General features: G+C 60.3%; 30 protein-coding genes. 18 read left to right on the top strand and 12 right to left on the bottom strand.

Features of this window, described 5'->3' with window-relative positions; genetic code table 11:
- Positions 1-4 precede the first annotated feature (4 nt).
- The 6 genes from GKO01_RS01395 to gloA all read left to right on the top strand — a co-directional run bounded on the left by GKO01_RS01395 (position 5) and on the right by gloA (position 4,714).
- Positions 5-925 carry an OmpH family outer membrane protein gene (locus GKO01_RS01395; RefSeq protein ID WP_174694198.1) on the top strand — a complete coding sequence of 307 codons (921 nt, stop codon included), beginning with the start codon at positions 5-7 and terminating at the stop codon, positions 923-925.
- Between the two features lie 20 nt (positions 926-945).
- Positions 946-1,995, top strand: coding sequence for a UDP-3-O-(3-hydroxymyristoyl)glucosamine N-acyltransferase (gene lpxD / locus GKO01_RS01390; RefSeq protein ID WP_099285355.1), 1,050 nt, complete (start codon positions 946-948; stop codon positions 1,993-1,995).
- A gap of 142 nt (positions 1,996-2,137) precedes the next feature.
- Positions 2,138-2,617, top strand: a complete 480-nt coding sequence (fabZ, locus tag GKO01_RS01385) for a 3-hydroxyacyl-ACP dehydratase FabZ (RefSeq protein ID WP_099285560.1) — start codon at positions 2,138-2,140, stop codon at positions 2,615-2,617.
- Between the two features lie 5 nt (positions 2,618-2,622).
- Entirely contained in the window at positions 2,623-3,480 is an 858-nt protein-coding gene (lpxA, locus tag GKO01_RS01380) for an acyl-ACP--UDP-N-acetylglucosamine O-acyltransferase (RefSeq protein WP_099285354.1), read from the top strand.
- 2 nt (positions 3,481-3,482) lie between these two features.
- Complete coding sequence (locus GKO01_RS01375; protein WP_099285353.1) at positions 3,483-4,325, top strand: LpxI family protein; 843 nt, start codon at positions 3,483-3,485, stop codon at positions 4,323-4,325.
- Positions 4,325-4,714: a lactoylglutathione lyase gene (gene gloA, locus GKO01_RS01370; RefSeq protein ID WP_099285352.1), complete on the top strand. Its 390-nt coding sequence runs from the start codon at positions 4,325-4,327 to the stop codon at positions 4,712-4,714. The genes GKO01_RS01375 and gloA overlap by 1 nt, the downstream gene beginning before the upstream one ends.
- On the opposite strand, the gene GKO01_RS01365 is transcribed toward gloA, so the two are convergent.
- Positions 4,698-4,913, bottom strand: a complete 216-nt coding sequence (locus GKO01_RS01365) for a hypothetical protein (protein ID WP_244901278.1) — start codon at positions 4,911-4,913, stop codon at positions 4,698-4,700. The two genes, gloA and GKO01_RS01365, sit on opposite strands and share 17 nt — an antisense overlap.
- Positions 4,914-5,059: 146 nt before the next feature.
- Here GKO01_RS01365 and rpmH point away from each other — a divergent pair, with 146 nt between their 5' ends.
- From rpmH to argB, 6 genes are all read left to right on the top strand, one after another.
- Complete coding sequence (gene rpmH, locus GKO01_RS01360) at positions 5,060-5,194, top strand: 50S ribosomal protein L34 (protein ID WP_062033507.1); 135 nt, start codon at positions 5,060-5,062, stop codon at positions 5,192-5,194.
- Between the two features lie 11 nt (positions 5,195-5,205).
- Positions 5,206-5,607: a ribonuclease P protein component gene (gene rnpA, locus GKO01_RS01355; protein ID WP_099285350.1), complete on the top strand. Its 402-nt coding sequence runs from the start codon at positions 5,206-5,208 to the stop codon at positions 5,605-5,607.
- Positions 5,604-5,855: a membrane protein insertion efficiency factor YidD gene (gene yidD, locus GKO01_RS01350; RefSeq protein WP_099285349.1), complete on the top strand. Its 252-nt coding sequence runs from the start codon at positions 5,604-5,606 to the stop codon at positions 5,853-5,855. Before rnpA ends, yidD begins: the two co-directional genes overlap by 4 nt.
- A 90-nt stretch (positions 5,856-5,945) precedes the next feature.
- The gene (gene yidC, locus GKO01_RS01345) at positions 5,946-7,664 is read left to right on the top strand and encodes a membrane protein insertase YidC (RefSeq protein ID WP_099285348.1); all 1,719 of its coding nucleotides are present in this window, start codon (positions 5,946-5,948) and stop codon (positions 7,662-7,664) included.
- Between the two features lie 6 nt (positions 7,665-7,670).
- Positions 7,671-8,351 carry a ribosome biogenesis GTP-binding protein YihA/YsxC gene (gene yihA, locus GKO01_RS01340; protein WP_099285559.1) on the top strand — a complete coding sequence of 227 codons (681 nt, stop codon included), beginning with the start codon at positions 7,671-7,673 and terminating at the stop codon, positions 8,349-8,351.
- Positions 8,348-9,283: an acetylglutamate kinase gene (gene argB, locus GKO01_RS01335; RefSeq protein ID WP_099285347.1), complete on the top strand. Its 936-nt coding sequence runs from the start codon at positions 8,348-8,350 to the stop codon at positions 9,281-9,283. Before yihA ends, argB begins: the two co-directional genes overlap by 4 nt.
- Before the next feature lie 28 nt (positions 9,284-9,311).
- Here the strand turns inward: argB and GKO01_RS01330 are convergent, their stop codons facing one another.
- A complete protein-coding gene (locus GKO01_RS01330) occupies positions 9,312-10,655 on the bottom strand; it encodes a sensor domain-containing diguanylate cyclase (RefSeq protein ID WP_244901293.1) in 1,344 nt (447 codons plus the stop codon).
- Between the two features lie 207 nt (positions 10,656-10,862).
- On the opposite strand from GKO01_RS01330, the gene dapD reads away from it, so the two are divergent.
- The 3 genes from dapD to GKO01_RS01315 are packed head-to-tail and all read left to right on the top strand — an operon-like array spanning position 10,863 to position 13,464.
- The gene (gene dapD, locus GKO01_RS01325; protein ID WP_099285558.1) at positions 10,863-11,693 is read left to right on the top strand and encodes a 2,3,4,5-tetrahydropyridine-2,6-dicarboxylate N-succinyltransferase; all 831 of its coding nucleotides are present in this window, start codon (positions 10,863-10,865) and stop codon (positions 11,691-11,693) included.
- A 5-nt stretch (positions 11,694-11,698) separates the two neighbouring features.
- Positions 11,699-12,844 carry a succinyl-diaminopimelate desuccinylase gene (gene dapE / locus GKO01_RS01320; protein WP_099285345.1) on the top strand — a complete coding sequence of 382 codons (1,146 nt, stop codon included), beginning with the start codon at positions 11,699-11,701 and terminating at the stop codon, positions 12,842-12,844.
- Positions 12,841-13,464: a hypothetical protein gene (locus tag GKO01_RS01315; protein ID WP_244901277.1), complete on the top strand. Its 624-nt coding sequence runs from the start codon at positions 12,841-12,843 to the stop codon at positions 13,462-13,464. Before dapE ends, GKO01_RS01315 begins: the two co-directional genes overlap by 4 nt.
- On the opposite strand, the gene truA is transcribed toward GKO01_RS01315, so the two are convergent.
- The 3 genes from truA to def are packed head-to-tail and all read right to left on the bottom strand — an operon-like array spanning position 13,461 to position 15,738.
- Positions 13,461-14,270: a tRNA pseudouridine(38-40) synthase TruA gene (gene truA, locus GKO01_RS01310; RefSeq protein WP_099285344.1), complete on the bottom strand. Its 810-nt coding sequence runs from the start codon at positions 14,268-14,270 to the stop codon at positions 13,461-13,463. The genes GKO01_RS01315 and truA overlap by 4 nt on opposite strands.
- Positions 14,263-15,177: a methionyl-tRNA formyltransferase gene (gene fmt / locus GKO01_RS01305; RefSeq protein WP_099285343.1), complete on the bottom strand. Its 915-nt coding sequence runs from the start codon at positions 15,175-15,177 to the stop codon at positions 14,263-14,265. Before fmt ends, truA begins: the two co-directional genes overlap by 8 nt.
- A 6-nt stretch (positions 15,178-15,183) precedes the next feature.
- Positions 15,184-15,738: a peptide deformylase gene (gene def / locus GKO01_RS01300; RefSeq protein ID WP_099285342.1), complete on the bottom strand. Its 555-nt coding sequence runs from the start codon at positions 15,736-15,738 to the stop codon at positions 15,184-15,186.
- Positions 15,739-15,928: 190 nt separating this feature from the next.
- Between def and GKO01_RS01295 the strand changes: the two genes are divergently transcribed.
- From GKO01_RS01295 to GKO01_RS01285, 3 genes are all read left to right on the top strand, one after another.
- A complete protein-coding gene (locus GKO01_RS01295; RefSeq protein WP_077802432.1) occupies positions 15,929-16,441 on the top strand; it encodes an Hsp20 family protein in 513 nt (170 codons plus the stop codon).
- Between the two features lie 83 nt (positions 16,442-16,524).
- Positions 16,525-16,776 (top strand): DUF1150 family protein, encoded by a 252-nt coding sequence (locus GKO01_RS01290; RefSeq protein ID WP_062033464.1) that lies wholly within the window; start codon positions 16,525-16,527, stop codon positions 16,774-16,776.
- Between the two features lie 23 nt (positions 16,777-16,799).
- Complete coding sequence (locus GKO01_RS01285; RefSeq protein WP_062033461.1) at positions 16,800-17,162, top strand: RidA family protein; 363 nt, start codon at positions 16,800-16,802, stop codon at positions 17,160-17,162.
- A gap of 20 nt (positions 17,163-17,182) precedes the next feature.
- Here the strand turns inward: GKO01_RS01285 and GKO01_RS01280 are convergent, their stop codons facing one another.
- Genes GKO01_RS01280 through GKO01_RS01250 form a run of 7 tightly spaced genes read right to left on the bottom strand, consistent with a single transcriptional unit; the run spans position 17,183 to position 24,186 of the window.
- The gene (locus GKO01_RS01280; RefSeq protein ID WP_099285341.1) at positions 17,183-17,989 is read right to left on the bottom strand and encodes an aminotransferase class IV; all 807 of its coding nucleotides are present in this window, start codon (positions 17,987-17,989) and stop codon (positions 17,183-17,185) included.
- A complete protein-coding gene (locus tag GKO01_RS01275; protein ID WP_099285340.1) occupies positions 17,986-19,320 on the bottom strand; it encodes an anthranilate synthase component I family protein in 1,335 nt (444 codons plus the stop codon). Before GKO01_RS01275 ends, GKO01_RS01280 begins: the two co-directional genes overlap by 4 nt.
- A 60-nt stretch (positions 19,321-19,380) precedes the next feature.
- The gene (gene rpoN, locus GKO01_RS01270; protein WP_099285339.1) at positions 19,381-20,697 is read right to left on the bottom strand and encodes an RNA polymerase factor sigma-54; all 1,317 of its coding nucleotides are present in this window, start codon (positions 20,695-20,697) and stop codon (positions 19,381-19,383) included.
- A 9-nt stretch (positions 20,698-20,706) separates the two neighbouring features.
- Positions 20,707-21,462: an LPS export ABC transporter ATP-binding protein gene (gene lptB, locus GKO01_RS01265; protein WP_062033450.1), complete on the bottom strand. Its 756-nt coding sequence runs from the start codon at positions 21,460-21,462 to the stop codon at positions 20,707-20,709.
- The gene (locus tag GKO01_RS01260; protein ID WP_099285338.1) at positions 21,459-22,418 is read right to left on the bottom strand and encodes an LptA/OstA family protein; all 960 of its coding nucleotides are present in this window, start codon (positions 22,416-22,418) and stop codon (positions 21,459-21,461) included. Before GKO01_RS01260 ends, lptB begins: the two co-directional genes overlap by 4 nt.
- Positions 22,415-23,191, bottom strand: a complete 777-nt coding sequence (gene lptC / locus GKO01_RS01255) for an LPS export ABC transporter periplasmic protein LptC (RefSeq protein ID WP_099285337.1) — start codon at positions 23,189-23,191, stop codon at positions 22,415-22,417. The genes GKO01_RS01260 and lptC overlap by 4 nt, the downstream gene beginning before the upstream one ends.
- On the bottom strand, positions 23,188-24,186 hold the full coding sequence (locus GKO01_RS01250; RefSeq protein ID WP_099285336.1) for a KpsF/GutQ family sugar-phosphate isomerase: 999 nt from the start codon (positions 24,184-24,186) through the stop codon (positions 23,188-23,190). The genes lptC and GKO01_RS01250 overlap by 4 nt, the downstream gene beginning before the upstream one ends.
- Between the last annotated feature and the right edge of the window lie 18 nt (positions 24,187-24,204).

Below are 24,204 nucleotides of genomic sequence, written 5' to 3'. Positions count from 1 at the left end.
GGTCATGACCCTCAATTCCCTGATGCGCACAGTTTCGGTTGGTGCGCTTCTGGCCGCGTCCCTTTTTGTCTCTACTCCGGGCGCCCACGCTCAGGCTGCTGGCGGCAATGGTGGCTGGTTCGTTCCCAAAGCCGCTCATCCTGATGCTCCGCCGCCGCGCCCTGTCCAGCGTCGCGTTCCCGAAGCGGCTCCCGAAGAGGAAGAAGAAGCCGCTCCGTCCGATCAGCAGCAGGCTCCTCCCGTCCTGCCTCTGCCTCCGATTCCGGCGCCTCCGAGCATTGCCAAGGGTGCTCCGCCTCCGGCTGCCGTTATCGGCGTGATCAATGTTCAGGCCGTCATGCAGATTTCCAGTGCATGGCAGGAAATCCAGCAGGTTCTGGGTGCGCGTCGGGACCGTCTGGCGCAGGCCGTCCAGCGTGAAGAGGCTGCATGGCGTGGCGAGCAGCAAAAACTGCAGGCTCAGGCCCGGACCCTGACATCCGATCAGATCCAGTTGCGGGAGCGTCACCTTCAGGAACGTCGCGCCAAGGACCAGCATGATTTCGGCGGTCAGGCCCGGATTATTCAGGAAGCGGCTCAGGTCGCCATGCACCAGATCGAGCGCGAATTGGAAGAGCCCAACGGCATCATCGCCGCCGTTGCAGCCGCGCATAACATGAACCTGATCCTGCATGCCGAGCAGGTCGTACTGCATGTCGGTGGTCAGGACATTACCGAGGAAGTGGGTGCGCAACTCAACAAGGCGTTGCCGCATGTCTTCATCCCCGGCGACGGTGTGGACCCTGAGCAACTCGCTCGTTCTGGCAAGATGCCGACGACCGCTGACGAACAGCGACAGGCACAGGGACCACAGGCTCAGGGTGCACAGCCCCAGCAGGCTCCTGCCTCTGCACCGAGCGAGTCCGTTCTTCGTCAGCATCACTGAAGCGAGTGACCGTGTCTGAGATGACAACAAACGAGACCCGTCCCGGCGATAGCCGTTTTTTCCAGCGTTCCGGACCTTTTGGTCTGGAACAACTGGCTGAGGCCTCTGGTAGCGAGATCGTTGCGTCAGCCTCAGGCAAAAATGTAGCAGCGTTTCGGGGCGTGGCTCCCCTGCATGTGGCTGGACCCGACGAGGTCAGCTTTCTCGATAATCGTCGGTACCTGCCGCTTCTGGCCGAAACGAAAGCGGGTGCTGTCATTCTGTCGCCAGCGTTTTCCGACAAGCTGCCGCCGGATACGGCTGGACTGGTCTGCAAGGCGCCTTACCTCGCCTGGGCCCGTGTCGCCACATTGTTTCATCCTGATCCCAAGTCCACCGGAATCCGCCATCCAACAGCCTGCGTTGCAGATGATGCAGAGATTGGCGAGAATGTCGAAATCGGTCCCTTTGCCGTTATCGGAAGCGGAGTCCGTATTGGTCGTGACACCATCGTGGCTAGTCATGTCAGCATCGGTCAGAGTGTTGAAATCGGTTCGCGGTGCCGTATCGGTGCAAATGCCGCCATTTCTCATGCGCGTATCGGCGATCGCGTTACACTCTATCCCGGCGTCCGTATTGGACAGGATGGTTTCGGGTTCGCCGTCGGGCCGGAAGGATTTGAAACCGTTCCACAGCTCGGTTTGGTCGTTCTCGAAGACGGCGTGGAAGTCGGCGCCAATTCCACGATTGATCGCGGGTCCATGCGGGACACCCTGATCGGTGCAGGCACCCGCATCGATAACCTTGTACAGATCGGACATAATGCCCGTCTGGGACGGTGCTGCATCGTGGTGTCGCAGGCGGGGATTTCCGGTTCCACGGAACTGGGTGATTTTGTCACTATTGCCGCCCAGGCCGGTCTGATCGGGCATATCAAGATTGGTTCCAAAGCCCGGATTGGCGCCCAGTGTGGCGTCATGTCGGACGTGGATGCAGGTGCCGACGTTATCGGTAGCCCTGCAATGCCGTTCCGCGAGTTTTTCCGGAATGTCGCCACCTTGCGGAAGCTTTCCCGCAAAAGCAGTGACTAGCCGCTCTGTGGCGCGGATGGTAACTCCCCCTCAGGTTTGCTAAGGGAAGCCATTCGCGCTGCCACTGGGTAGCAATTGACAGACAACACCGCTTGAAGGGCATGGTGAAACGATGGACCGAGTGGACGCTCCAGCCGAACAGATGACTCCCGCGACAGACGCCGCCGCTGCAGGCCATCAGCTTCCGCAGAGCATCGACATTCTCAAGATCATGCAGTCGATCCCACATCGGTATCCGTTCCTGCTGATCGACAAGATGGTCGAGATCCATGCCGGGCAGTCCGCCATCGGCATCAAGAACGTGACGGTCAACGAACCGTTCTTTCAGGGGCATTTCCCTTCTCATCCCGTCATGCCGGGCGTCCTCATCGTGGAAGCCATGGCTCAGACCGCAGCTACGCTGGTTGTGATGACTTTGGGGGAAGCCTTTGAAGGTAAGCTGGTCTATTTCATGACGATCGAAAACGCGAAGTTCCGCCGCCCTGTTGGCCCCGGAGACCAACTCCGCATTCATGTGGACAAGGAGCGTTCCCGCGCCAATGTCTGGAAGTTCAAAGGTGTGGCCCGCGTTGATGGCGTGGCCATGGCCGAAGCGACCTTCAGTGCAATGATCATGGGTTGACGTTGATGCAGATGGCAGGGAAGCGTCCCGAAACCGCCGAAATCCATGCGACCGCTCTCGTTGATCCGCGTGCGCGCATCGGCGAAAACGTGCGTATCGGTCCCTGGTGTCTGGTTGGCCCCAACGTGACCATTGGTGACGGGGTCTGTCTGCACGCATCAGTCATTGTGGATGGATACACGACCCTGCGCGAAAACGTGGAAGTCTATCCGTTCGTGACGATCGGCCTTGCCCCACAGGATCTGAAATATGCTGGCGAACCCACACTCTGCGAAGTGGGCGCCAATACGGTCATCCGTGAAAATGTGACGATCCATCGTGGTACGGCGCAGGGTCATGCTCTTACGCGCATCGGCGCTAACTGTCTGATCATGGCCAACTCCCATGTGGCGCATGACTGCGTCCTCGGCGACCGTGTCATCATCGTCAACAACGTCGTCATGGGCGGCCATGTTGAGATCGATGATGATGCCAAGGTTATGGGATCGGCGGCATTGCACCAGTTCGTCCGCATCGGGCGCGGGGCTGTCGTCGGTGGCGTCTGCGGTGTGGAAATGGACGTCATTCCTTACGGAAGCGTTCTGGGCAATCGCGCTCGTCTGGTCGGGTTGAACTGGATCGGCCTGAAACGTTCGGGCGTTGGTCCTGAGGAAATGCAGGCTATGCGCCGTGCGTTCCGCACGCTTTACCCTCGTCATGCTGCGACGGAAGCTGTTCTTGAAAGCCGTATTGCTGAAGTCAGGGCAGAATACGGGCATCTCCCGCGCATTGCTGAGATGCTGGACTTCATGGAAGCGCCAAGTCGTCGTGGCCTGACACGGGTTGCGCGTCAGGAAGGGCAGTCCGAAACCGAAGGCGCCTGAGCGTGGGCGATCGGGGCTGCATCGGCATTCTGGCTGGCTCGGGACCGCTCCCCTCGCAGGTCGCCGCTGCTGCCATTGCCAAGGGGCGCAAGGTTTTCGTCATTGGCTTCCGTGATTTCGCCGATCGCGGGCTGCTTGATCCTTACCCGCACGAGATCATTCGCCTTGCTGCTGCAGGCGATATTCTCGGCGCTCTCAAGAAAAACAACTGTCGCGAACTGGTCCTGATCGGACCGGTCCGTCGCCCTGCATGGCGGGATCTGCGTCCCGACGCTGAGGGCGCGCGCATTCTAGCACGTCTCGGGCGGGCGATTTTTTCCGGCGATGACGGGCTTCTCGGCGCAATCGTCCGTGTCCTGGGCGAAGAAGGATTTCTTGTCCGGGGCGCGCACGAATTTCTCGAACATGCTACGGGTCGTTCAGGGACACTGGGACGTGTTCTGCCTGACGCACAGGCCCGACAGGACATTGCGCGTGGCGTCGATGTCCTCAAAGCGATGGCTGTCCTTGATATCGGTCAGGGATGTGTGGTCCAGAACGGGCTTGTTTTGGCGGTCGAGGCTCTGGAGGGCACCGACGCTATGCTGGGGCGCTGCGGACGCCTGATGCAGGCAGGAAGTGGTGGCGTTCTGGTAAAGATGCCCAAAACCGGACAGGATCTTCGAGCGGATATGCCGACGATCGGGCCGGAGACACTGGAAAACGCAGCCCGGAACGGATTGCGGGGCGTTGCGTTCCAGCCGGGAGTAACGCTCATGACGGACCCTGACGGCTGCGTGAAGCTGGCGGATCGTTACGGGCTGTTTCTGTATGGGCTGACACCGGAAGATCTGAAGGACAAGTGATGAGTACGTTTCTGCATACGATGGTGAGAATCCGGGATATCGACCGGAGTCTGGCATTCTACAAGCTCCTTGGCATGAAGGAGCTTCGTCGCAAGGAGGTCCGGGAAGGGCGCTACACGCTTGTTTTCATCGGATTCGATGATAACGAACACGGGCAGGCCGAAATCGAACTCACCTATAACTGGGATCAGGAATCCGACTACGAAGTCGGAACCGGCTTCGGACATTTCGCGATTGGCGTTCCGGACGTGGCAGCTCTTGTTGAAACGGTCCGTATCGGTGGCGGCAAAGTGACGCGAGAGGCCGGGCCGCTGAAATTCGGAACGATCATCATCGCCTTTGTTGAAGACCCCGACGGCTATAAAATCGAGCTTATCGAGAAAAAGTAGAGTTTTTCAGAAGCTTCAGGGCTTTTTCCAGTGCCTCGATAATGGTTTGTGCGTTTTGCTGGACGGTCCCGTCCTTGTGGTTGCTGAGAATATCGGCACAGAGCAGGGCAGGGGCCAGAGCGTTGCGCAAGTCGTGGCGAAAGGTGGCGGCGTCCTGAAACGCTGTGCCAGAAAGCGGGGTGTTGCTGGACTCGGTCATAGGTTCAAGTTCCTGTAGCTCTGGCATTGACATGAAGGGCCTGCGTGCTTACAAGCCCGGGTCTCAATCACCGGGCGTTTCGTGCGCCCGATCGACGCGGATGTCCAGCAGTTGAGGCGTCCGCCTGGTTTTTAAGGATCAACGTCATGAAGCGCACGTATCAACCCTCCAAGCTGGTTCGCAAGCGTCGTCACGGTTTCCGTACGCGTAGCGAAACCGTCGGCGGCCGCCGCGTACTGGCCAACCGTCGCACCAAGGGTCGCAAGAAGCTCTCCGCCTGAGTTCGACCCAGATCGGTACGACCCATACACCGAGCCGTCTTAAAAAACGGCCGCAGTTTCTGCGTGTAGCCGGGAAAGGGCGCAAGGTCGCCACTCCCGGTATGGTTGTGCAGATCCTGCCGGATGACACAGCGACCGAAACCCGCGTTGGTTTCACGGTCACGAAAAAAGTCGGTAATTCTGTCATCCGTAACCGCACCCGCCGTCGTCTCCGCGAGGCTCTTCGCCTCGTCGCACGGGAAGACGGCCTGCCTTCCGGCGATTTCGTCCTCATCGGGCGGGACAAGACCCGGGGGCGCGAGTTCTCCCTCCTCAAAGACGATCTGCGGCAGGCCCTTCGCAAAGGTCTGGATGCCAATTTCCGGGAAAAACCTTCTGGAAATTTCAACCACGCCCGGAATCGGGCGAAATGATTGCGTCCCTCATCAGGAAAACCGTCACGGTCCTGATGCTGTCGCTCATTGACGCCTACAAGCTCTTCATCAGTCCATTTATCGGCACCAACTGCCGGTTCGATCCGACATGCAGCACTTACGCGCTGACGGTGATCCGCGAGCATGGCCCCATTCGTGGTGGCTGGCTGGCCATGCGCCGGATCGGGCGCTGCCATCCCTGGTCGGAAGGGGGTACGGATCTGCCTCCAAAGCCACACCGGCATTAAAAACACCCGCCACCTATTGTTTTGGATGCGGTTTTCGGCCACTTGAAGCGCAAGCCCCATTCAGTGAGACGAAAGACCGGCATCCGCCCGATGGACATCAAGCGCATTATTGCGGCCACACTTCTCTCGGCCCTTATTCTGATCGGTTTCGACTATTTCATGCCGAAGCCCCATCAGGACGATCCCCATTCCGTCCCTCATGCGCCCGCTGCGCAGGTTCAGTCCAGCGCTCCTGCTGCTGCGCCTGAAACATCTGCGGAGACGCAGGTTGCCGCACGGCGTATCCCACTATCCGGGCCGGACGTGCAGGGATCCGTCAATCTGAAGGGCGCTGTTCTGGATGATCTGATCCTCACGAAATATCGCGAGATGCTTGCCAAAAACAGCCCGCTCGTGCGGTTGCTGGACAAGGCGGGAAGTGCCCATCCGAATTTCGTTGTCATCGGCTGGACGAATGCTCCCGGCTCCAACGCACGCGTGCCGGACCTAAATACGGTCTGGGACAGCACGGACGAGACGCTGACGCCGGACCATCCGGTGACGCTGCACTGGGATAACGGGCAGGGGTTGGTGTTCTCCATCCAGATCGGGCTGGACGACCACTACATGTTTGCGGTCAACCAGACGGTCGAGAACCACTCCGGGCAGCCCGTGGCGCTTGTTCCGTTCCAGCGCGTCCAGCGGGACTATGACGCGCCGGAAGGGGCTTTCACCGCGCATGAAGGTCCGATCGCGGTCGTCGGTGGCCGGATGCAGGACGAGAGCTATAAGAACCTGCGCAAGGGCGCCGACCATCCGGACCATGTCTCCTGGTCCTCGACGGGGACAAGTGGCTGGGATGGTATCAGTGACAAGTTCTGGCTGACGGCCGTGGCTCCTGCGGACGGCACGCCCGTTACGGCGAGCTTCGCTTACGTCCCGGGTGCGCCGGCATCCTATCAGGTTGGGATGTCCACACAGGCTCCCCAGCAGATCATGCCGAACGGCTCCATCACCGAGAAAAGTCATGTTTTCGCCGGGGCCAAGGTCCTCAGCCTGTTGCAGGCTTACAGCAAGCAGCTTGGGATTCCTGATCTGGACAAGGCGATCGACTTCGGCTGGTTCAGCTTCCTGACCCGTCCGCTGCTGACGCTTCTGCACTGGTTGTATCTGCATATCGGCAATTTCGGTCTCGCGCTGATGGCGCTGACGCTGATCGTTAAGATCGTTCTCTTCCCGCTGGCCTCCAAGGCGGCCCAGTCTTCGGCGCGGATGCGTCTGCTGGCACCCAAGGTCAAGGAAATCCGGGAGAAGAACAAGGACGATCCGATGGCCATGAACCAGAAGGTCATGGCGTTGTATCGTGAAGAAAAGGTCAGCCCGGCCAGCGGCTGTCTGCCGATGCTGATCCAGGCTCCGATCTTCTTTTGCCTCTACAAAATCCTGAACATCAGCATTGATGCCCGTCATGCGCCCTTCTTCGGCTGGATCCGCGATCTGTCGATGCCGGATCCGACGAACGTCTTTAACCTGTTCGGCCTGCTGCCCTTCGATCCGACGCATTATTCTTCATTTCTGCATGTCAGCATCTGGGGTGCGGCGCTCGGCCTGACGTTCTGGCTGCTGCAGCGCCAGACCAGTTCGACGGCAAGTCTTGATCCGGCGCAGGCACGCGTGATGCAGTTCATGCCGCTGGCTTATGTGTTCTTCATGTCCGGCTTCCCGGCCAGCCTTCTGGTCTACTACACATGGAACAACCTGCTGACGGTCGCGCAGCAGATGTTCATACAGCGCCGGACCGCTCTCCCCGTTCCGGTGTCCCGGACCTGAGGCATGATGAAAGAAATACCCGGGCCTCCGACCGAGGCCCAGATCGAGGATGGACGGCTTCTGTTCGCGGGAGAATGTGAATTCTTCTTCGGATCGCAGAGGATCGACCAACTTCCTCCCATCGGTCGGCCCGAAGTGGCTTTTGCCGGACGCTCCAATGTTGGCAAATCGAGCCTCATCAATGCGCTGACGGGGCGTCGTGCGCTGGCACGAGCCTCTTCCGAGCCGGGGCGGACCAAGCAGCTCAATTTCTTCAATCTCGCTGACCGGATCTCCCTTGTGGATATGCCGGGTTACGGGTTTGCCAAGGCTGCGAAGTCAGTCAAGGAAGACTGGCAGGACATGATGTTCGCCTATCTTCGGGGACGCACCACGCTGGAGCGGGTCATTCTGCTTCTGGATGCGCGGATCGAGCTCAAGGCGTCCGACAAGGATGTCATGGAATTGCTGGATCGTGCTGCCGTGGTGTTCCAGATCGTGCTCACCAAGTGCGATCAGGTACGACCCAAGGCGCTTGCAGCAAAGACCGCTGAAGTCGAAGCGTTGGCGCTCAAGCATGCCGCCGCCTATCCGCGCATCATCTCCACGAGCAGCGAGACCGGTTTCGGGATCGAGGATCTTCGGGCAGAAATAGCCCGTTTTGCCGTGCCACTCGAGACGTCAGGGGAAGGACAGTCCGGATCATGACCAGCAAGACCCACAGCTCCAAACTGCCGGACGTGCCGCCGGTCGTGAACGCGGAAGAAGCGCAGGCACAGGCAGCCATCCTGTCGAGTGCGCTGCCGTTCCTGCGGCGTTATGCCGGGGATACGATTGTCGTTAAATATGGCGGTCATGCCATGGGTGAGGGCAAGCTGGCGCATGCGTTCGGCTATGATATCGCGCTGCTCAAGCTGGTCGGGATCAACCCGATCGTGGTGCATGGTGGCGGGCCGCAGATCAGTGCGATGCTGGATCGTCTGAAAATCCGCTCCGAGTTTATCGACGGTCTCCGGGTCACGGACCAACAAATGGTCGATGTGATTGAGATGGTGCTGTCAGGCAGCGTCAACAAACAGGTTGCTGAGCTGATCAATCGTGCCGGAGCGCTTGCCGTTGGTATCTCTGGCAAGGATGGCGGCCTGATTCAGGCACGGCGCCTCACACGGACAAAGCGCGATCCAGACAGTGAGATCGAAAAGGTTATTGATCTCGGTTTCGTCGGGCAGCCGGAAAAGATTGATCCGCGGGTTCTCTATGCGCTGCTCGGAGCCGGGCTGATTCCCGTGATTGCCCCGGTTGGCGTGGGTGCGGACGGAGAAACCTATAACATCAACGCCGATACGGCAGCAGGTGCAATCGCCGGTGCGGTCCATGCCTCGCGTCTGTTGATGCTGACGGATGTTCCGGGTGTGTTGGATGAGAACGGCAAGCTGATTGAGGAACTGAGTGCTGAAGAGGCTCTGCGCCGGATTGCTGACGGTTCGATTTCAGGAGGCATGATTCCGAAGGTCGAAACCTGCCTTGAAGCCGTTCGCAAAGGCGCGAAAGCTGCCGTCATTCTGGACGGTCGGGTGCCGCATAGCTGTCTGCTGGAGCTTTTCACGCGAGCAGGGCCCGGAACGCTCATCAAGGCTTAATCGGCCTGACAGTTAGTTGGGTCAAGGATTATGGCGCTTCGTGTGAGAAGCGCCATTTTCTGTTTTCGACCACACCTTCCCGTAACGCTAGCATCCCGCGTTCCAGCAGAGTTTCAGGTGTTTCCTCGGCATTGGCTTCGCGGGAGACGAGCCCGAGTTGCAGCGGAAGATGGACGGGAGGATCGATCAGAATGGGAATACCGTGTGCTGTCATGCGTTCGGCCCGTTCGGCGGCTGCGAAGCGGTCTCCACCATCCATCCAAAGTCCGAAAATATTATTACTGATACGCCCGATCGCATCCGTTGGACGGACCGCCTTGCGGAGCAGTGCCACGCATTGTTTGAGGGCCTCTTCGCCAGCTTCAAACCCACGTGTTTTTGACAGTTCTGTCAGGCCGGGGACGCGCGCAATAATCAGGGTTGCAGGCATGACCTCCTGATCCAGGCGGCGGGTGCGGCGTTCTATTTCTGCTTTCAAACCCTGCCAGTTCAACAGATTGGACGAAATATCATAGTCGGAGTCGAGCAGGATCCGGCGGTGAATGCTGTCCAGCTCCCAGAAGCCTGCCAACAGGGAACAGACGGCCTGACAGAGTTGCCTCTCCTGAGATGACCATGGCGTGGCACGCCAGACAATCAGACACATCTGTTCGAGGCTGCGAATGTTTTCTCGGCAGATCATGGCATAACGTGTGCCGGCTCTGAAAACGATAGTTCCTGTTTGCGCAAGGCTTGCAGAGAGAACGGCCTGAATGTCGTCTGTCAGACCTGAAGAACTGTACAGGGGCGTATTAGGAGTCGTCGTGTCCAGAAGGGCACCTTCGGCAGCGAGAGGTTCAAGCAGAGCCTCCATGGCGGCAGCGGCAGCGAGCCGGGGTACAATGGCTTTGCGGAGAGCCGTCGTTACGGCGGCAAGAATGGCAATTCCGTCGTGTTCGGGAAGAGGGGCGGCTTCGTTTGTAAGGCTGGAAAGAGGCGCCGAAACCGCCGTGAGTGTGCCGCGTGTTCCGGTAACCCGCCCTTTGTCATCATGAAACGGACAGGAGGACAGGATGACGGTTAGAGGAGGGCCTTGTGGGGGTGTGATGGAAGCGGGCGTTCCTGCATGAGGCTGTAGAATATCTACAGAGTCGCATAATGCGCTGAAGGGATGTCCGATCAGGGCCGTGGTCGGTTGTCCGAGCCAGGTATCCGGAGAAATGAGAATGATCCGGCCGCGACTATCGGTCTCGAAAACAATATCCACAGCCTGATACAGCAGGGAACGCCATCGCTCCCGGCTTTCCAGCGTGGAGGCCAGCATGTTCCGCAGTTCCTGCGGAGTCCTGTCGGACGCAGACGTATTCATGAACTGGGACATCAAGGAACGCATATCAGGCAAGGGTGACATATCCCGCAGAAAGCTCTTGGTCGGGCCAGCCAGTCAAAGCCCTCGGTTTTCATAAGCTTGGCAGGTTAAGAAGTCATGAACAACGTACGAATGTGTGCGGGTCGGAAACGGAGGCAAAGATCCGTTGACATGCACCGTCTGGAACCGCATGTTCCGGCGAATTTCTGCTTTTCTGACCGGACCGACCTGATGCCGAATGCACCTCTTCGTACTGCCATCGAAGCCCTGTGGGAGCGTCGTACGACTCTCAGCGCCCGTACGGAAGGTGAAGACCGAGACGTCGTGGAAAAAGCCCTGTCCGGGCTTGATGCCGGAACTCTGCGGGTCGCCGAGCCTTCCGAAAATGGCTGGGTTGTTCACGAATGGTTGAAGAAGGCTGTCCTGCTCTCGTTCCGTCTGAACGATAGCCGCGTCATGGAACGCGGTTGCGGCGGCGAACCGGCCTTCGATAAGGTCCCCCTGAAGTTTGACGGCTGGGACCAGTTCCGTTTCGCAGAAGCCGGTTTCCGTGCTGTTCCGGGTGCGATCGTGCGTCGTTCCGCCTTCATTGCGCCGAATGTGGTGCTGATGCCGAGCTTCGTGAACGTAGGCGCACGCGTCGACAGCGGCACAATGATCGATACTTGGGCGACAGTCGGCTCCTGCGCCCAGATCGGCAAGAATTGCCACATCAGCGGTGGTGCAGGGATCGGCGGCGTTCTGGAGCCGTTGCAGGCCGCTCCGGTCATCATTGAGGACGACTGCTTCATCGGTGCGCGGTCTGAAGTGGCCGAAGGCGTCGTGGTCGAGAAGGGCTCCGTTCTGTCGATGGGTGTATTCCTTGGCGCGTCCACCAAGATCGTGGACCGTGCGACCGGCGAGATTTTCATGGGCCGCGTCCCGGCCTATTCCGTCGTTATTCCGGGCACGCTGCCGCCGAAAGAGCCGGGCATGCCGTCGCTGGCCTGTGCGGTGATCGTCAAGCGTGTGGATGAGCGGACGCGCTCCAAGACATCCATCAACGACCTTTTACGCGACTGAGTGTCGTGAGCGGATCACACCTGCCGACAGACCCCGTGACACTGGCGCGGGATCTGCTGCGTTGCCCATCCGTGACCCCGGCCGATGGAGGCGCGCAGGCGCTTCTGGCAGGTGTGCTGGAGGGGATGGGTTTTGAGACAGTCCATCTTCCTTTCGGCCCCGCGGAGGCCCCGACGCCCAATCTGTATGCCCGGCTAGGGTCGGGACATCCCGTGCTCTGCTTTGCGGGACATACGGATGTCGTGCCGCCCGGCGAAGGCTGGGCGCATGATCCGTTTGCGGCTGTGGTTCAGGACGGTCGGCTTTATGGACGCGGCATTGCGGACATGAAGGGCGGCGTGGCCTGTTTCGTGGCCGCCGTGGCCCGGCGTCTGAAGCAGGGGCCGCTGAAGGGCTCCATCTCCCTGTTGATTACGGGAGATGAAGAGGGCCCCGCGCATTTCGGGACAAAGCCAGTCATCGAATGGCTGGCGGAACGTGAAGAACTCCCGGATTTCTGCCTGCTGGGTGAACCCACGAATCCCGAAGCTCTGGGCGATGTCATCAAGATCGGCCGGCGTGGCAGCATGAATGCCGTCGTGACTGTTCAGGGCATTCAGGGGCATGTGGCGTATCCGCATCTGGCGGATAACCCGGTTCATCGTCTTCTGGCAGCGCTTTCCGAACTGACGGCGCGGGAACTGGATACGGGCAGCGAATGGTTTGACCCGTCTTCGCTTCAGGTCACGAGCATCGATGTGGGCAATCCCGCGACCAATATTATTCCGGCGCAGGCCCTCGGGCGGCTGAACATCCGTTTCAATGACCTGCACACCGGGGCCGCTTTAATGGCGTGGATCGAGGATGTTGTCCGGCGTCACGCACCTTCAGCGGATGTGCAAGTGTCCATCAGCGGTGAGGCTTTTCTGACGCAGCCCGGAGAGGCCGTAACGTGCCTGTCGGATGCCGTGCGTCAGGTGACGGGGCGTACGCCCCGGCTCGATACCGGCGGCGGCACGTCCGATGCACGCTTCATTTCGCGCTATTGCGAGGTTGCGGAGTTCGGTCTTGTGGGGGCGACCATGCACAAACGGGACGAGCATGTGGGACTTGAAACGCTGGAGGATCTGACGCGGATCTATCTGACGTTCATGGAAGGATACGGGCTGTGAATTCCGGACGGCAGGGTTCGTTTCCTCCCTCCGGGAACATGGCCATCCCGCTGGGCGTGTGGCTTCTGGGGCGCGGGCGCTCCGAAGGGATCAACTGCTTCGCTCCGGGAGCAGGTGCGTTGTTCGCGGCTTTGGCACCCACGATCGCGCTGGCGCTCATCGGTGTGTGGATGGCCTTTATGCTGCCTCCTGCCGAACGGGTCATGGGGCTGGTACGGGCGGTGGTGCCGCTGGTCTGTACGCTTTTGCAGCTTGTGGTGTCAGAGCTTTACGCGGTTTTTCTGAGCCGGAAGGGGCTGTGGACGCGCTACGCAACCGCTTCTTTATGGTGTGGCTGGCTACCGCTGGTCATGCTTATTGTGGCGCAGGGTGTGCTGCATCTCGTAATTCCGGGGGCTGCGGTCTCCAGTCAGGCGCTGGCAGGCCTCGCCTTCGGAGCACAGCTCTATACGCTGTGGCTGACCTGGTACGTTACGAAAGTCGGGCTTCTGACGACGGGGTGGCAGGCTTTTGTCATGACGCTTCTTCAGACCCTGCCGGTTGCCGCATTCCTCTGGGTTCTGTGGCTTCTGCCGCCGCATTACAATGCGATGGTGGATCTGCTCGGGATCTCATTTTAGGTCCTGCTGAACGGATTGTCGGGATAGCCGACATCCATCAGACAGAGCCCTTCCGGCGGGGCCGTCTGTCCTGCGGCGCAGCGGTCTTTCGCTTCCAGAATCTCAATCATTTTTTCGACCGGCCACAGACCCGCGCCGATCATCATCAGGGTTCCGGCCATGTTGCGGACCTGATGATGCAGGAAGGAGCGCGCCTTCGTGTCGATCATGACCAGTTCGCCCTCGCGACGGATGGTCAGAATATCCAGCGTGCGGATTGGGCTTCTGGCCTGACAGGCGACAGCGCGGAATGATGTAAAATCATGCGGGCCGAGAAGATGGTTCGCGGCCTGCTGCATGAGATCCACACTCAGCGGGCGCTTGATGTGCCACACCCGGTTTTCCATCAGACCCGGACGGGCAGGGCGGTTGAGGATTGTGTAGCGGTAGCTGCGCCATGTGGCGGAGAAACGCGCATTCCATTCCGGCCCGACTTGCGCGGCTTCCAGCACGACAACGCGGTGGGGCTTGAGATGATATCCCATACCGTCGCGGATCTGGCGGGCGTCGATCGGGGCGTCATCCGGGAAGTCGAGATGGATGACCATTCCAGCGGCATGGACGCCTGCATCCGTGCGTCCGGCAGTGATGCTGGGCACGGGACGATTACGGACCAGTTTCGAGGCGGCAGCTTCGATCAGGCTCTGAATGGAGACGCCGTCATTCTGCTTCTGCCAGCCCAGATAGCCGGTGCCGTCATATTCGATGCGTAAAGCCCAGCGGTTCAGGCCAGAAGGCTCATGGTCCTGAGCCTGTACGTCAGACAAGTCCCATCCCTTTCGGCACGGGCTGACCGCGCAGGAAATCGGCGGCGGACATCATGCTGCGCCCCGGCTTCTGAACGCGGTCGATGCGAATCGCACCGGTGCCACAGGCGATCGTCAAAGCGTCGTCGAGCGTGGTGCCGGGGGAGGCGTTGGGGACTGCGTCCGGCAGCGGAGTGGCCGTGCCGATTTTCAGCACTATACCGTCAAGCGTCGTAAATGCGCCGGGCCAAGGCGTGAGGCCGCGGATCTGGCGATCGATCTCGGCTGCCGTGCGCGTCCAGTCGATACGGCCATTATCGCGGGTCAGGCGTTCGGCATAGGTCACGCCGTCTGTGGGCTGCGGCACGGGTGTCGGACGCTCGGCCAGCGCACGAACGACCAGACGGCCGCCGATCTCCGACAAACGGTCATGCAGTGTGCTGGCGGTATCGGTCGCGCTAATGGGCGTAGCCTCCACCAGCAGAACCGCGCCGGTGTCGAGGCCCTCATCCATCTGCATAATGGAAACGCCGCTTTGGGTGTCGTCTGCGAGGATGGAGGACTGGATGGGCGAGGCCCCACGCCAGCGCGGCAGAAGGCTGGCATGGATGTTCAGACACCCCAGACGCGGGGCGTCCAGCATCTCTTTGGGCAGAATGAGGCCATAGGCGGCGACCACGGCGGCGTCGGCATTCAGGGCAGCAAAAGCGGCGTGCTCCGTCGTGTCCCGACGAACGCGGGCGGGCGTCCGCACTTCGATCCCGGCGGCTTCAGCGGCTTCATGAACCGGCGAGCGACGAAGCGCCTTGCCACGACCTGCCGGACGCGGCGGTTGGGTGTAGACCGCAACCACCTCGTGACCAGCGTCGAGCAAAGCGTGCAGCGCCGGGACCGAGAAGTCCGGCGTTCCCATGAAAATCAGCCGCATTGTGGGTCAGCGCCTTCCGAGCTTCTGCTCTTTGGCCAGGCGACGCATGATCATGTTGCGCTTGAGCGTCGAGAGGTGATCGACGAACAGGATGCCGTCGAGATGGTCCATCTCATGCTGGATGCAGGTGGCGAGCAGGCCGGATGCATCACGCTCGATCGTCTCTCCCGCGAGGTTGCGATAGCGCACACGGATCGATTCGGGGCGGACGACTTCGGCATACTGGTTCGGCAACGAAAGGCAGCCTTCCTCGCGAGCCGCCATCTGCTCTGAATCCGTAACGATTTCCGGATTGATCAGCAGCATGGGCTCACGCGGCGCGTCTTCCTCGGCCACGTCCACCAGAGCAAAGCGCATGCCAAGACCGACCTGCGGCGCGGCGAGGCCGATGCCGGGGGCCTTGTACATGGCGGAAAACATGCCCGGAAGCTGATCGCGGATAAAGGCGATATCCTCGGGGCGGACCTCACGGGCGACCTCCCGCAGCACGGGCTGGGGGGCGATCAGGATCGGGGTAGGGGGCACATCGTCGATGCCGGACAGGAAATCGAATTCGCTCATGCCCTGCGATGTAGCGAGCGCGGGCGTCAAATGCCAGTGTAACATGCCATGAACGTCGGTTTTGCATGCGCTTGGTCGGGAGCAGAGCTTGCATCCCTAGGGGTGGTCACCATATCGTAGGACCAGCCAGTTGCCGCAGAATGGGACTGGCTCTGTTTTACGTCTCGCTCATGGAGGAGGCTCTCGCCCTATGTCCGGTCGCCTGTTCACGTCCCCGATGTTTCTCGGCTTCGATCACCTCGAGCAGATGCTTGAGCGTGCTGCCAAATCGACGTCCGACGGCTATCCCCCCTATAATATCGAGCAGCTCAGCTCCACGGCCCTGCGGATTACGCTGGCGGTTGCGGGCTTTGTCATGGACGACCTTCAGATCACGCAGGAAGACAACCAGCTTGTGATTCGCGGGCGTCAGACCGATGACAGTCAGGGGCGCATTTTTCTGCATCGCGGCATTGCGGCGCGGCAGTTCCACAAAGCCTTCGTACTGGCAGAAGGCATCGAAATCGGCGGAGCGTGGCTTGATAACGGCCTGCTGCATATCGATCTTCTGCGTCCAGAGCCCGAAGTTCGGGTCAAGCGGATTGCGATTTCGCAGGGGCGGCGAAGCCCGGCACCGGCTCCGACGGTTCACCACGAAGTGGTGCCGCCCGTCGTGAAGACCCGGCGCACGACGCGTCCTGCGCGCGATATCGACGACGAATAAGGCCGGTCGCGCGCTTACAATTTTTACAGACTGAACCCAAAGCCGAGTGGCAGAAGCCGCTGCGGCTCCAAAAGGAACCTGAATTGAACAATCCCTTCGAAAACGGTGATCGTTCGGACGAAAAACTCCCTGCGGATCTGCGCCGCATCACGGGGCCGCAGTTACTGACGCTGGGTATGTCCCGCCTCGCCTATGTCAGATCCGTCATGCATGAGGGTGAAATGCTCGTGGCCATCCATGCTGCCGACGGCACACCCATGGCCGTTGCGGAAGACGAGGAAAGCGCACTCGACGCTATCCTTGAGCATGAAATGATCCCGACGCTTCTTCAGTAACCTCTTTCATAAGGTCCGCAACCGTGAGCAAAAACGCCGATATTTCCCGTCACCTTGAAGAACAGCGCCTTGCAGGCGTCGTCGTCCATAACGGACTAGCCTATCTGGCCGGTCAGGTCGCGGACGACGCCACCCTCGATACGGAAGGCCAGACGGTTGATATCCTGCGCCAGATCGACGCGCTTCTGGCCTCGCTGGGAACGGATAAGAGCCGGATCCTGTCGGTGCAGATCTTCCTGACGGATATTGCGGAAATCGGGGCGATGAACCGGGCCTGGGATGCTTGGCTGGATACGGACAGCAAACCGGCCCGCGCCACCGTTGAAGCAAAGCTGGCCGTTCCGGAATGGCGCGTCGAAATGACAGCGATTGCCGCGCTGAAATAAGAGCAGTCAGCGGGGGAGGTTCAGGCAGAGAACAGAAACGCTCTCAATCGACGGTCCAGTTCTGCGTGCAGGGACAGATCATGGCTGTCGATGCCTGAAACGGCGGTTAGTGACAACGCATTGACCAGCCAAGCCCCCGTCACCGTTTTGATGTCTTGCGGCAGAAGGCGGCCTTCCATGCAGAAGCCGCCGTCCAGAAGTCGGGCGCGGGACGTTCCCGGCAGGGCGCCGTCAGCGATTAGAGGCGTTTGCAAACGCCCCTCCCGCAAAAACAGGATGTTCGCAGCACTGGCTTCAGCAACGGCCCCTGTCGTTCCCAGAAGAAGCGCATCGTCCAGTTCTGCTGCGACGGCTTCCATGCGGCTCATAACGGAGAGCAGACAGGCCAGCGATTTGACACGCGCCAGTGGAGAGGCTCCGTCCCGCCGGTAGCGGCTGAGACCCAGCCGGACCGGAGCAGGCACACTCATTGTAGAAGCCGTGCCCTGAATGAGAACTGTCGGATGCGGCGTGGCGGGTGGCACAAGGCCACGCGGTCCGGTGCCGCGCGTGACCGTCAGGCGCAGAGATCCGTCTGACAGATTCGTAGCATGGAGCAGGTCGGATATGGCCTGTGTCAGTAGCGTCCGGTCCGGCGAAGGTAGGCGAAGGATCGCGCACCCTTCTTCAAGTCGTGCCAGATGCCGTGCCAGGTGAGGCGTTTGTCCGTTAGCAACGCGGATTGTTTCAAACAGACCATCGGAGAGCAGAAAACCCCGGTCATTCGGGGCAATATGGGCATCTGCAATGTCCAGAAGGCGCCCATTGAGCCAGACTATAGCGCTCATGCTTCAAACGCCTTCAGGATCGGGGCGACTTTCAGAAGCATCTCCTCATATTCCCGGATCGGATCGGACAGCACGGTAATGCCGCCCCCTGCGCCGACGGAGACGGTATCGCCCGATCTCGCCAGACTGCGGATGATGACGGAACTGTCCATCGCACCATCATTTCCGATCCGGAACAGGCTGCCGCAATAGGCTCCACGGGCCGAGGCTTCCAACAGGTCGATGATCTCCATGGCCCGTTTTTTCGGTGCCCCCGTAACGGAACCCGGCGGAAGCGTGGCCTGAAGCAGATCAATGGCGTCCAGTTCGGGACGGAGTTGCCCCTGAACAGCTGAGACCAAATGCAGGACGTGGGGAAACTGCTCAACCTTCGAGAGTTGCGGAACACGGACGGAGCCGATCTGCGAGACACGACCAATATCGTTCCGCATCAGATCCGTAATCATCAGGTTTTCGGCAAGCTCTTTTTCGTCCGCAGCCAGTGTCCGGCTGTTCCGGATTGTGTCTTCCAGAGTGTGCCCAAGGGCAATGGTGCCTTTGATGGGACGCGTCTCGATCAGCCCATCCCGCGAGAGTGAAATGAACCGTTCCACAGAAGCACTGAGCAGCGAAAAATCTGGTGTTTTCAGATAGGCCCCGAACGGGGCGGGCGAGGTCTGCCCCAACGTCCGATAGGCAGCCAGTTCATCGAAATCGTCAGCACATTCTGCAACCCAACGCATGGTCAGATTGGCCTGAAAAATATCCCCGGCCCGAATGAAGTCGACGATGCTGCGAACCGCGTCTGTCCAGACATCTCGGGACTGCTCAGGTGCAAAGCGCAGGAAAGGTGCTGTGGAGCGGACGACGGGTTGGGTCAGATCAGGGACCGGGTTTCCAGTCTGGCTGATCCACCAGCAGCGTTCTTCATGCCGGTCGAACGCCAATACATCCGTAAAGGAGGCCGCCACCAGTTTTGGCGCAGAAGAGACATGACGGGACGGGACGTTTTCAAGCGCCATGCCTGCTTCGTAGCTTACCATCCCGATCACCCCGCCCGTAAAGGGAATGATGCCCTCCGCTTTTGAGTAACGGGGGACGGCAGCGGCCATATCGCGCAGATGCACCCAGACATCGCCCTCTACAGACACACCGTTCCTACGTAGGCTTTCCCCCTGCCAGTCGAGGGTTTCAACAGGAGACAGACACACAAAGGACCAGCGAGCACGTTCGTCAGTGTCCGGGCCTCCGCTATCGAGAAACGCGGCCCAGGGGGCAGCCTTCATGGCAGAAAGTGCCTGTTCGGGAGGTCTCCAGGGGATTTCAGTGAGCGGCAGCGAAACGCGAGACATTCAGGCTCCGTAAGGGAAGTCCTGCCAGCCTGTCAAAGCTTTGCAGTTCTGTTTGAAGTGTCAGGACGTGCGCCGCAGTCGTTTGCGCTGGCTGGACTTCGCAATGCCAAGCCCCTCACGATATTTCGCAACGGTGCGGCGTTGAATGGAGAAGCCTTCTTTTTGCAGAAGGGTCGTCAGGGCATCGTCGGACAGAACATTGTCCCCTTCCGCCGAGACGAGCGCCTGAAGACGATGCTGGATCGCGTGAGCGCTCTGGGACGTGCCGTCTTCGGACGTCAGGGCTGTGGAGAAAAACAGCTTGAGCGGGACGGTACCCTGTGGCGTGTCGATATATTTGCTGCTCACGATGCGACTGATGGTGCTTTCGTGCAGTTCCGTGCGCTCGGCGATGTCGTGCATGGTCAGCGGGCGCAGAGCGCTCGGGCCATTGCGCAGGAAATCGGCCTGATGCTGCACAATGGCGCGGCCAACCGTGAGCAGGGATTGCTTGCGGCTATCTAGCGCGCGGATCAGAGCCGTGGCCTCTGCCGCACAGGCAAGGAGTGCCTTACCAGCGTCCGTGCTCCCATCAAGCTGTCCGCGCATCATGTCATCAAAGCGGAGTTTCGGCAGCAGGCGCGTGTTGAGGGTCAGACGGAAGCCAGCGCCGTTGGGCCGGACGATTAGATCGGGTTCGATAGGTGGTTCAGGCGGCGGCAGAGTCAGGCCGGGACGCGGGTCGAGCGCCTGAATCTCGGCGAGCATCTCCAGCAGATCGTCCTGCTCAAGAGCGCATTTCTCGCGCAGCCTGCGCCAGTCCCGCCGTGCGAGGAGGTCCAGATTGTCGAGTAAAACCTGCATCGCGGGATCAAGGCGATTGCGGACGCGGAGTTGCGCGGCCAGACATTCTTCAAGCGATCTGGCGAAAAGCCCGACAGGTTCAAAATGCATGAGACTCTGACGGATCGCTTCGAGCTTTGTCGCCTCCATACGGAGGTTGCCTGCAAGATCCGCTACCGAAACGGGAAGGCGGCCGCTTTCATCCAGACTGTCCAGAAGATGCAGTGCCGCATCTTGTTCGTCCGCACGAAAAAAGAGGCGAATCTGGAGGATCAGATCGTCCCGGGCAGATGGAAGCGGGGCTGCGGCTTCCGGGCGATCAGAGGTCGTGGTGAAGCGGTCCGGGTCGTCGTCGTGAAACTCTTCCGAAGACGATGCAGCTTCGGGCGCTGTGTCGCCGGGCTCCAGAATGAGAAGCGGATTGGTTTCGCAGACCTGTCGCAGATGCTGGGCGAGATCGATCTGCGTGTATTGCAGCAGGGCAATCGCCTGACGCAGCTGGGGCGTCATGACGAGAGACTGCGACTGACGCTGGATCAGACCCGGGACAAGCATCCCGGCATGTTACAGCGAGAAATTCTCTCCGAGATAGACCCGGCGGACATCTTCGTTCGCAACGATGGCTTCGGGCGTACCTTCCATCAGCACCTGTCCACCGTGCATGATATAGGCGCGGTCGATGACTTCGAGCGTTTCGCGGACGTTATGGTCCGTAATCAGCACGCCGATGCCACGATCTTTCAGATGCGAAACAAGATCGCGGATTTCTCCGACGGCGATCGGATCAATGCCGGCGAGCGGTTCGTCGAGCAGGATGTAGTTCGGCTGACTGGCCAGCGCACGGGCAATTTCCAGACGACGACGCTCACCGCCGGACAGGGCGAGCGAAGGAGAGCGGCGCAGATGGGTGATGCCGAATTCCGCCAGAAGGCCATTGAGCATCAGGTCCCGCTTTTCCGGATCGGGCTCGACGACCTCAAGGGCGGCCATGATGTTTTGCTCGACATTCAGGCCACGGAAAATACTGGCTTCCTGCGGCAGGTAGCCAACACCGAGGCGCGCGCGGCGATACATCGGAAGCTGCGTGATGTCGGCGCCATCCAGCGTGATGGTGCCGGTATCGGGCTGAACGAGACCAACGATCATGTAAAAGCTGGTCGTTTTACCTGCACCGTTTGGGCCGAGGAGGCCGACTGCCTCGCCGCGCTGCACCTGAAGCGAGACGTTTTTGACGACGGCGCGCTTCTTGTAAGATTTGCCGATACCGCTTGCGACCAGACCGGTTGCGGGCGGCTGAGAGGGGATATGGCTGTCTGTCACTTGGGTGCCTGGCTGCTGTTGGCCTCGTTTGGCACGACGAGCCCCTGAATAGGGGAATCCGTGCCCGGCAGCATGGTTGCGATGCCGGTCTTCATGTTCACGATGGCCTGCGAGCCATTGTTCTGGTTCTGCCCCTGCGTGACATGCACATGGCCGATCAGGCGGGCGATCTGGGTATCGAAAACATAGACGCCACGATCGCCCGTAGCGGTCTGGGTCGGTGTCCGCAGAACAACATGCCCCCAGCCATAGGCCCGGTCGAGCTTCGAGGAACCGCCACCCATCGGGTTGGACGAATCTGCGGCCGCCTGTCCCGGTTTTGCAGATTGCCCAGGAGCAGGCGCATCGTTAGGTTTGCTGAATGAGACGAGCACATCTGCCTTGACCTGCTTGCCGTCATTGGTTGTGACGGTCGCATCGCCCCGGCCAACCGACATGCGCGTCTTGGCGTGATATTCCATGACGTCGCGGGACGTCAGAACGTCCTGCGGCGTCGTCAGCTTCAGATGCTTGCCGGTCATGACCATGACGCCCTGATCCATGTCGTACAGCGCATGATCGCCCCAGCCCTGATCGGTCTGGTTGTAGATATGGACATTGCCGCGCGCCTCGATCCGGTACAGTTCCAGCGAACCGCCCATCGGATCATTGCTGCTGGCGCTTTTGCCGTCGGCCGGTGTCGGCGCAGGAGCGGGCTGTCCGGGAACAGGCGCTTTCTTGCGCAGATATCCGATCAGCGTATCCGCATCGACGGTCGTATCCCCGCGCACGGCCCGCGCTCCGCCCGTGAGTGTCACGGTCTGAGCATTGCGGTCGTAGACTTCTTCCTTTTTCCAGAAAAGCTGCACGGCTTCCCCGTGGGACATGTCCAGCCCGTCTGCATAGGCAGGAGCGGAAGGAAGAGCCAGAGGAAGGGCGATCAGGAAGGGAAGGAAGGCTGCGGAACGGCGGGTCATTTCTCTGTCTTCAGTCCTTGCAGGTGCAGGCGGGCCGCCGCACTCGGAGGGCCGTTGTCATCGTTGCGGACCGTCAGTCCGGGTCCCGTAAACTGCATGATACCCGCATGCTGGTCCAGAAAATAGCCTTGGGCATCCTGCGTTCCGAACGGACCTTCCGCATGGACCCAGTCCCGCGAGGCGATGACGTCCGCCTTGAGGTCCAGATCGGCCGAGGGGCCATTCAGGAGAAAACCATCGTCGCGGTAGAGCACGACATTGTCGTCAAGATCGAGCGTCTGTTCGTGCTGCATATAGACGCCGCGATCAGCCTTGATATGTGCCCAGGAATTGCCCGAAAGCTGGATGTCGGCAACCGGATCGACCAGGTCCACGCGATCCGGGCCCTGCTGGTGGGTGGTGCGGGCTGTAATCATGTAAAGATGGTCGTGGGCGTCGAGACCGCGATAGGTGGCCTGTTCCATATTGCCGCTTTCTACGCGCAGTCGGGCCATTTCCTTCAGGGCTGCTCGGTTCTGGTTCATGAGATGGGAAATCTCGGGCCAGGCCGCGATGGAACTGAGGAGGACGAGAGCCAGCCCCGGCAGTGCCCATTTTGCGAATCCCAGAAGCGAGCGGCGTCGGGCGAGTTCCTGAGCGTTGGGAGCTTGGCGGATCCGCTGGAAGGCCGCGCGGCGCAGATTATCGAGCCGGGCGAGGCTCTCTGTCCGGTTGGGGTCGAAATCTTCCCGGCGGATACGGTGCTCGCCATTATCGGGCGTGGGGTCGCTCATGACAGGCCGCTTCGCAGGAGGTCGTGAATATGGACGATTCCCACAGGGCGGTGTGCCGTGTCCACGATGAAGAGGCTGGTGATGGGGCGTTCGCGCTGATTCATAAGATGCAGCACGTCCTGTGCCAGCGTGTCGGCACTTGCCGTAACGGGGGCGGGGTTCATGACGTCCGCGGCCGTGGTCGCGTCGAGGTCGCCGGAGAGGGCGCGGCGCAGATCGGCGTCTGTGATGAGGCCCTGAAGTTCACCATTGTCATCAATGACACCCATGCACCCGAATGACTTGCGTGTCATCTCGAGAATGACGGAGCGGAGCGGGAGGCTGCCCTGTCCGAGAGGCAGGGCGTCGCCGGTATGCATGAGGTCGCTGATCGGGCGGAGGCGCGCGCCGAGAAGGCCGCCAGGGTGAAAAGCGCCGAAATCGCGGGCGGTGAAACCGCGCTTTTCCAGCAAGGCAATGGCGAGTGCGTCGCCCAGAGCCAGTTGCAGCAGAGTGCTCGTCGTCGGCGCTAAGCCCATCGGGCAGGCTTCTGCGCTGGTGGGCAGGACCAGTGGGATCTGTGCGGCACGGGCGAGGGCGGAGGTGCCGACGGCGGTAACGGCGATCACGCAGTGATTCTGTCGCGCGGCATAGGCCAGAATCGCGGCAAGTTCTGCGGTTTCGCCCGAATTGGAGAAAGCGAGGATCAGATCGCCGGGCGCCACCATCCCAAGATCGCCATGTGCGGCTTCAGCGGGGTGCAGAAACAACGACGGTGTGCCGGTAGAGGCGAGGGTTGCCTGAATTTTGCGGGCAATATGGCCGGATTTCCCGATTCCGGTCACGATCAGACGCGCGCGACTTTCTGCGATGCGGTCAACGGCTTCGCTGAACGCAATTCCGAGCGGGCCAGAGAGAGCCTGTTCGAGCGCTTCCAGCCCTTTGCGTTCGATGGAGACGGTTTGGAGGGCCGATTCCAGAGCGGTGCGGGAAAAACCGGGCGACGGGCGGTGCATGATCAGTCGAGCCGGAAT

Source organism: Gluconobacter kondonii (assembly GCF_002723995.1).
In the GTDB taxonomy this organism is placed as follows: domain Bacteria; phylum Pseudomonadota; class Alphaproteobacteria; order Acetobacterales; family Acetobacteraceae; genus Gluconobacter; species Gluconobacter kondonii.
Note: the sequence above shows the minus strand (reverse complement) of the source record. Positions and strands in the feature narration are given on the sequence as shown.

Excerpts from the sequence above, each read along its gene's own strand:
- rpmH (WP_062033507.1), top strand. The coding sequence starts at position 5,060 with ATGAAGCGCACGTATCAACCCTCCAAGCTGGTTCGCAAGCGTCGTCAC.
- rpoN (WP_099285339.1), bottom strand. The coding sequence starts at position 20,697 with ATGCTTGTCCCGGGTCTGATCCAGCGTCAGTCGCAGTCTCTCGTCATG.
- GKO01_RS01260 (WP_099285338.1), bottom strand. The coding sequence starts at position 22,418 with ATGACCCGCCGTTCCGCAGCCTTCCTTCCCTTCCTGATCGCCCTTCCT.
- lpxA (WP_099285354.1), top strand. The coding sequence starts at position 2,623 with ATGCAGATGGCAGGGAAGCGTCCCGAAACCGCCGAAATCCATGCGACC.
- lpxD (WP_099285355.1), top strand. The coding sequence starts at position 946 with ATGACAACAAACGAGACCCGTCCCGGCGATAGCCGTTTTTTCCAGCGT.
- GKO01_RS01280 (WP_099285341.1), bottom strand. The coding sequence starts at position 17,989 with ATGAGCGCTATAGTCTGGCTCAATGGGCGCCTTCTGGACATTGCAGAT.
- fmt (WP_099285343.1), bottom strand. The coding sequence starts at position 15,177 with ATGCGGCTGATTTTCATGGGAACGCCGGACTTCTCGGTCCCGGCGCTG.
- def (WP_099285342.1), bottom strand. The coding sequence starts at position 15,738 with ATGAGCGAATTCGATTTCCTGTCCGGCATCGACGATGTGCCCCCTACC.
- fabZ (WP_099285560.1), top strand. The coding sequence starts at position 2,138 with ATGACTCCCGCGACAGACGCCGCCGCTGCAGGCCATCAGCTTCCGCAG.
- GKO01_RS01395 (WP_174694198.1), top strand. The coding sequence starts at position 5 with ATGACCCTCAATTCCCTGATGCGCACAGTTTCGGTTGGTGCGCTTCTG.
- GKO01_RS01275 (WP_099285340.1), bottom strand. The coding sequence starts at position 19,320 with ATGTCTCGCGTTTCGCTGCCGCTCACTGAAATCCCCTGGAGACCTCCC.
- GKO01_RS01330 (WP_244901293.1), bottom strand. The coding sequence starts at position 10,655 with ATGCGTTCCTTGATGTCCCAGTTCATGAATACGTCTGCGTCCGACAGG.
- yidC (WP_099285348.1), top strand. The coding sequence starts at position 5,946 with ATGGACATCAAGCGCATTATTGCGGCCACACTTCTCTCGGCCCTTATT.
- GKO01_RS01365 (WP_244901278.1), bottom strand. The coding sequence starts at position 4,913 with ATGACCGAGTCCAGCAACACCCCGCTTTCTGGCACAGCGTTTCAGGAC.
- lptC (WP_099285337.1), bottom strand. The coding sequence starts at position 23,191 with ATGAGCGACCCCACGCCCGATAATGGCGAGCACCGTATCCGCCGGGAA.
- gloA (WP_099285352.1), top strand. The coding sequence starts at position 4,325 with ATGAGTACGTTTCTGCATACGATGGTGAGAATCCGGGATATCGACCGG.
- yidD (WP_099285349.1), top strand. The coding sequence starts at position 5,604 with ATGATTGCGTCCCTCATCAGGAAAACCGTCACGGTCCTGATGCTGTCG.
- yihA (WP_099285559.1), top strand. The coding sequence starts at position 7,671 with ATGAAAGAAATACCCGGGCCTCCGACCGAGGCCCAGATCGAGGATGGA.
- dapD (WP_099285558.1), top strand. The coding sequence starts at position 10,863 with ATGCCGAATGCACCTCTTCGTACTGCCATCGAAGCCCTGTGGGAGCGT.
- GKO01_RS01250 (WP_099285336.1), bottom strand. The coding sequence starts at position 24,186 with ATGCACCGCCCGTCGCCCGGTTTTTCCCGCACCGCTCTGGAATCGGCC.
- GKO01_RS01295 (WP_077802432.1), top strand. The coding sequence starts at position 15,929 with ATGTCCGGTCGCCTGTTCACGTCCCCGATGTTTCTCGGCTTCGATCAC.
- argB (WP_099285347.1), top strand. The coding sequence starts at position 8,348 with ATGACCAGCAAGACCCACAGCTCCAAACTGCCGGACGTGCCGCCGGTC.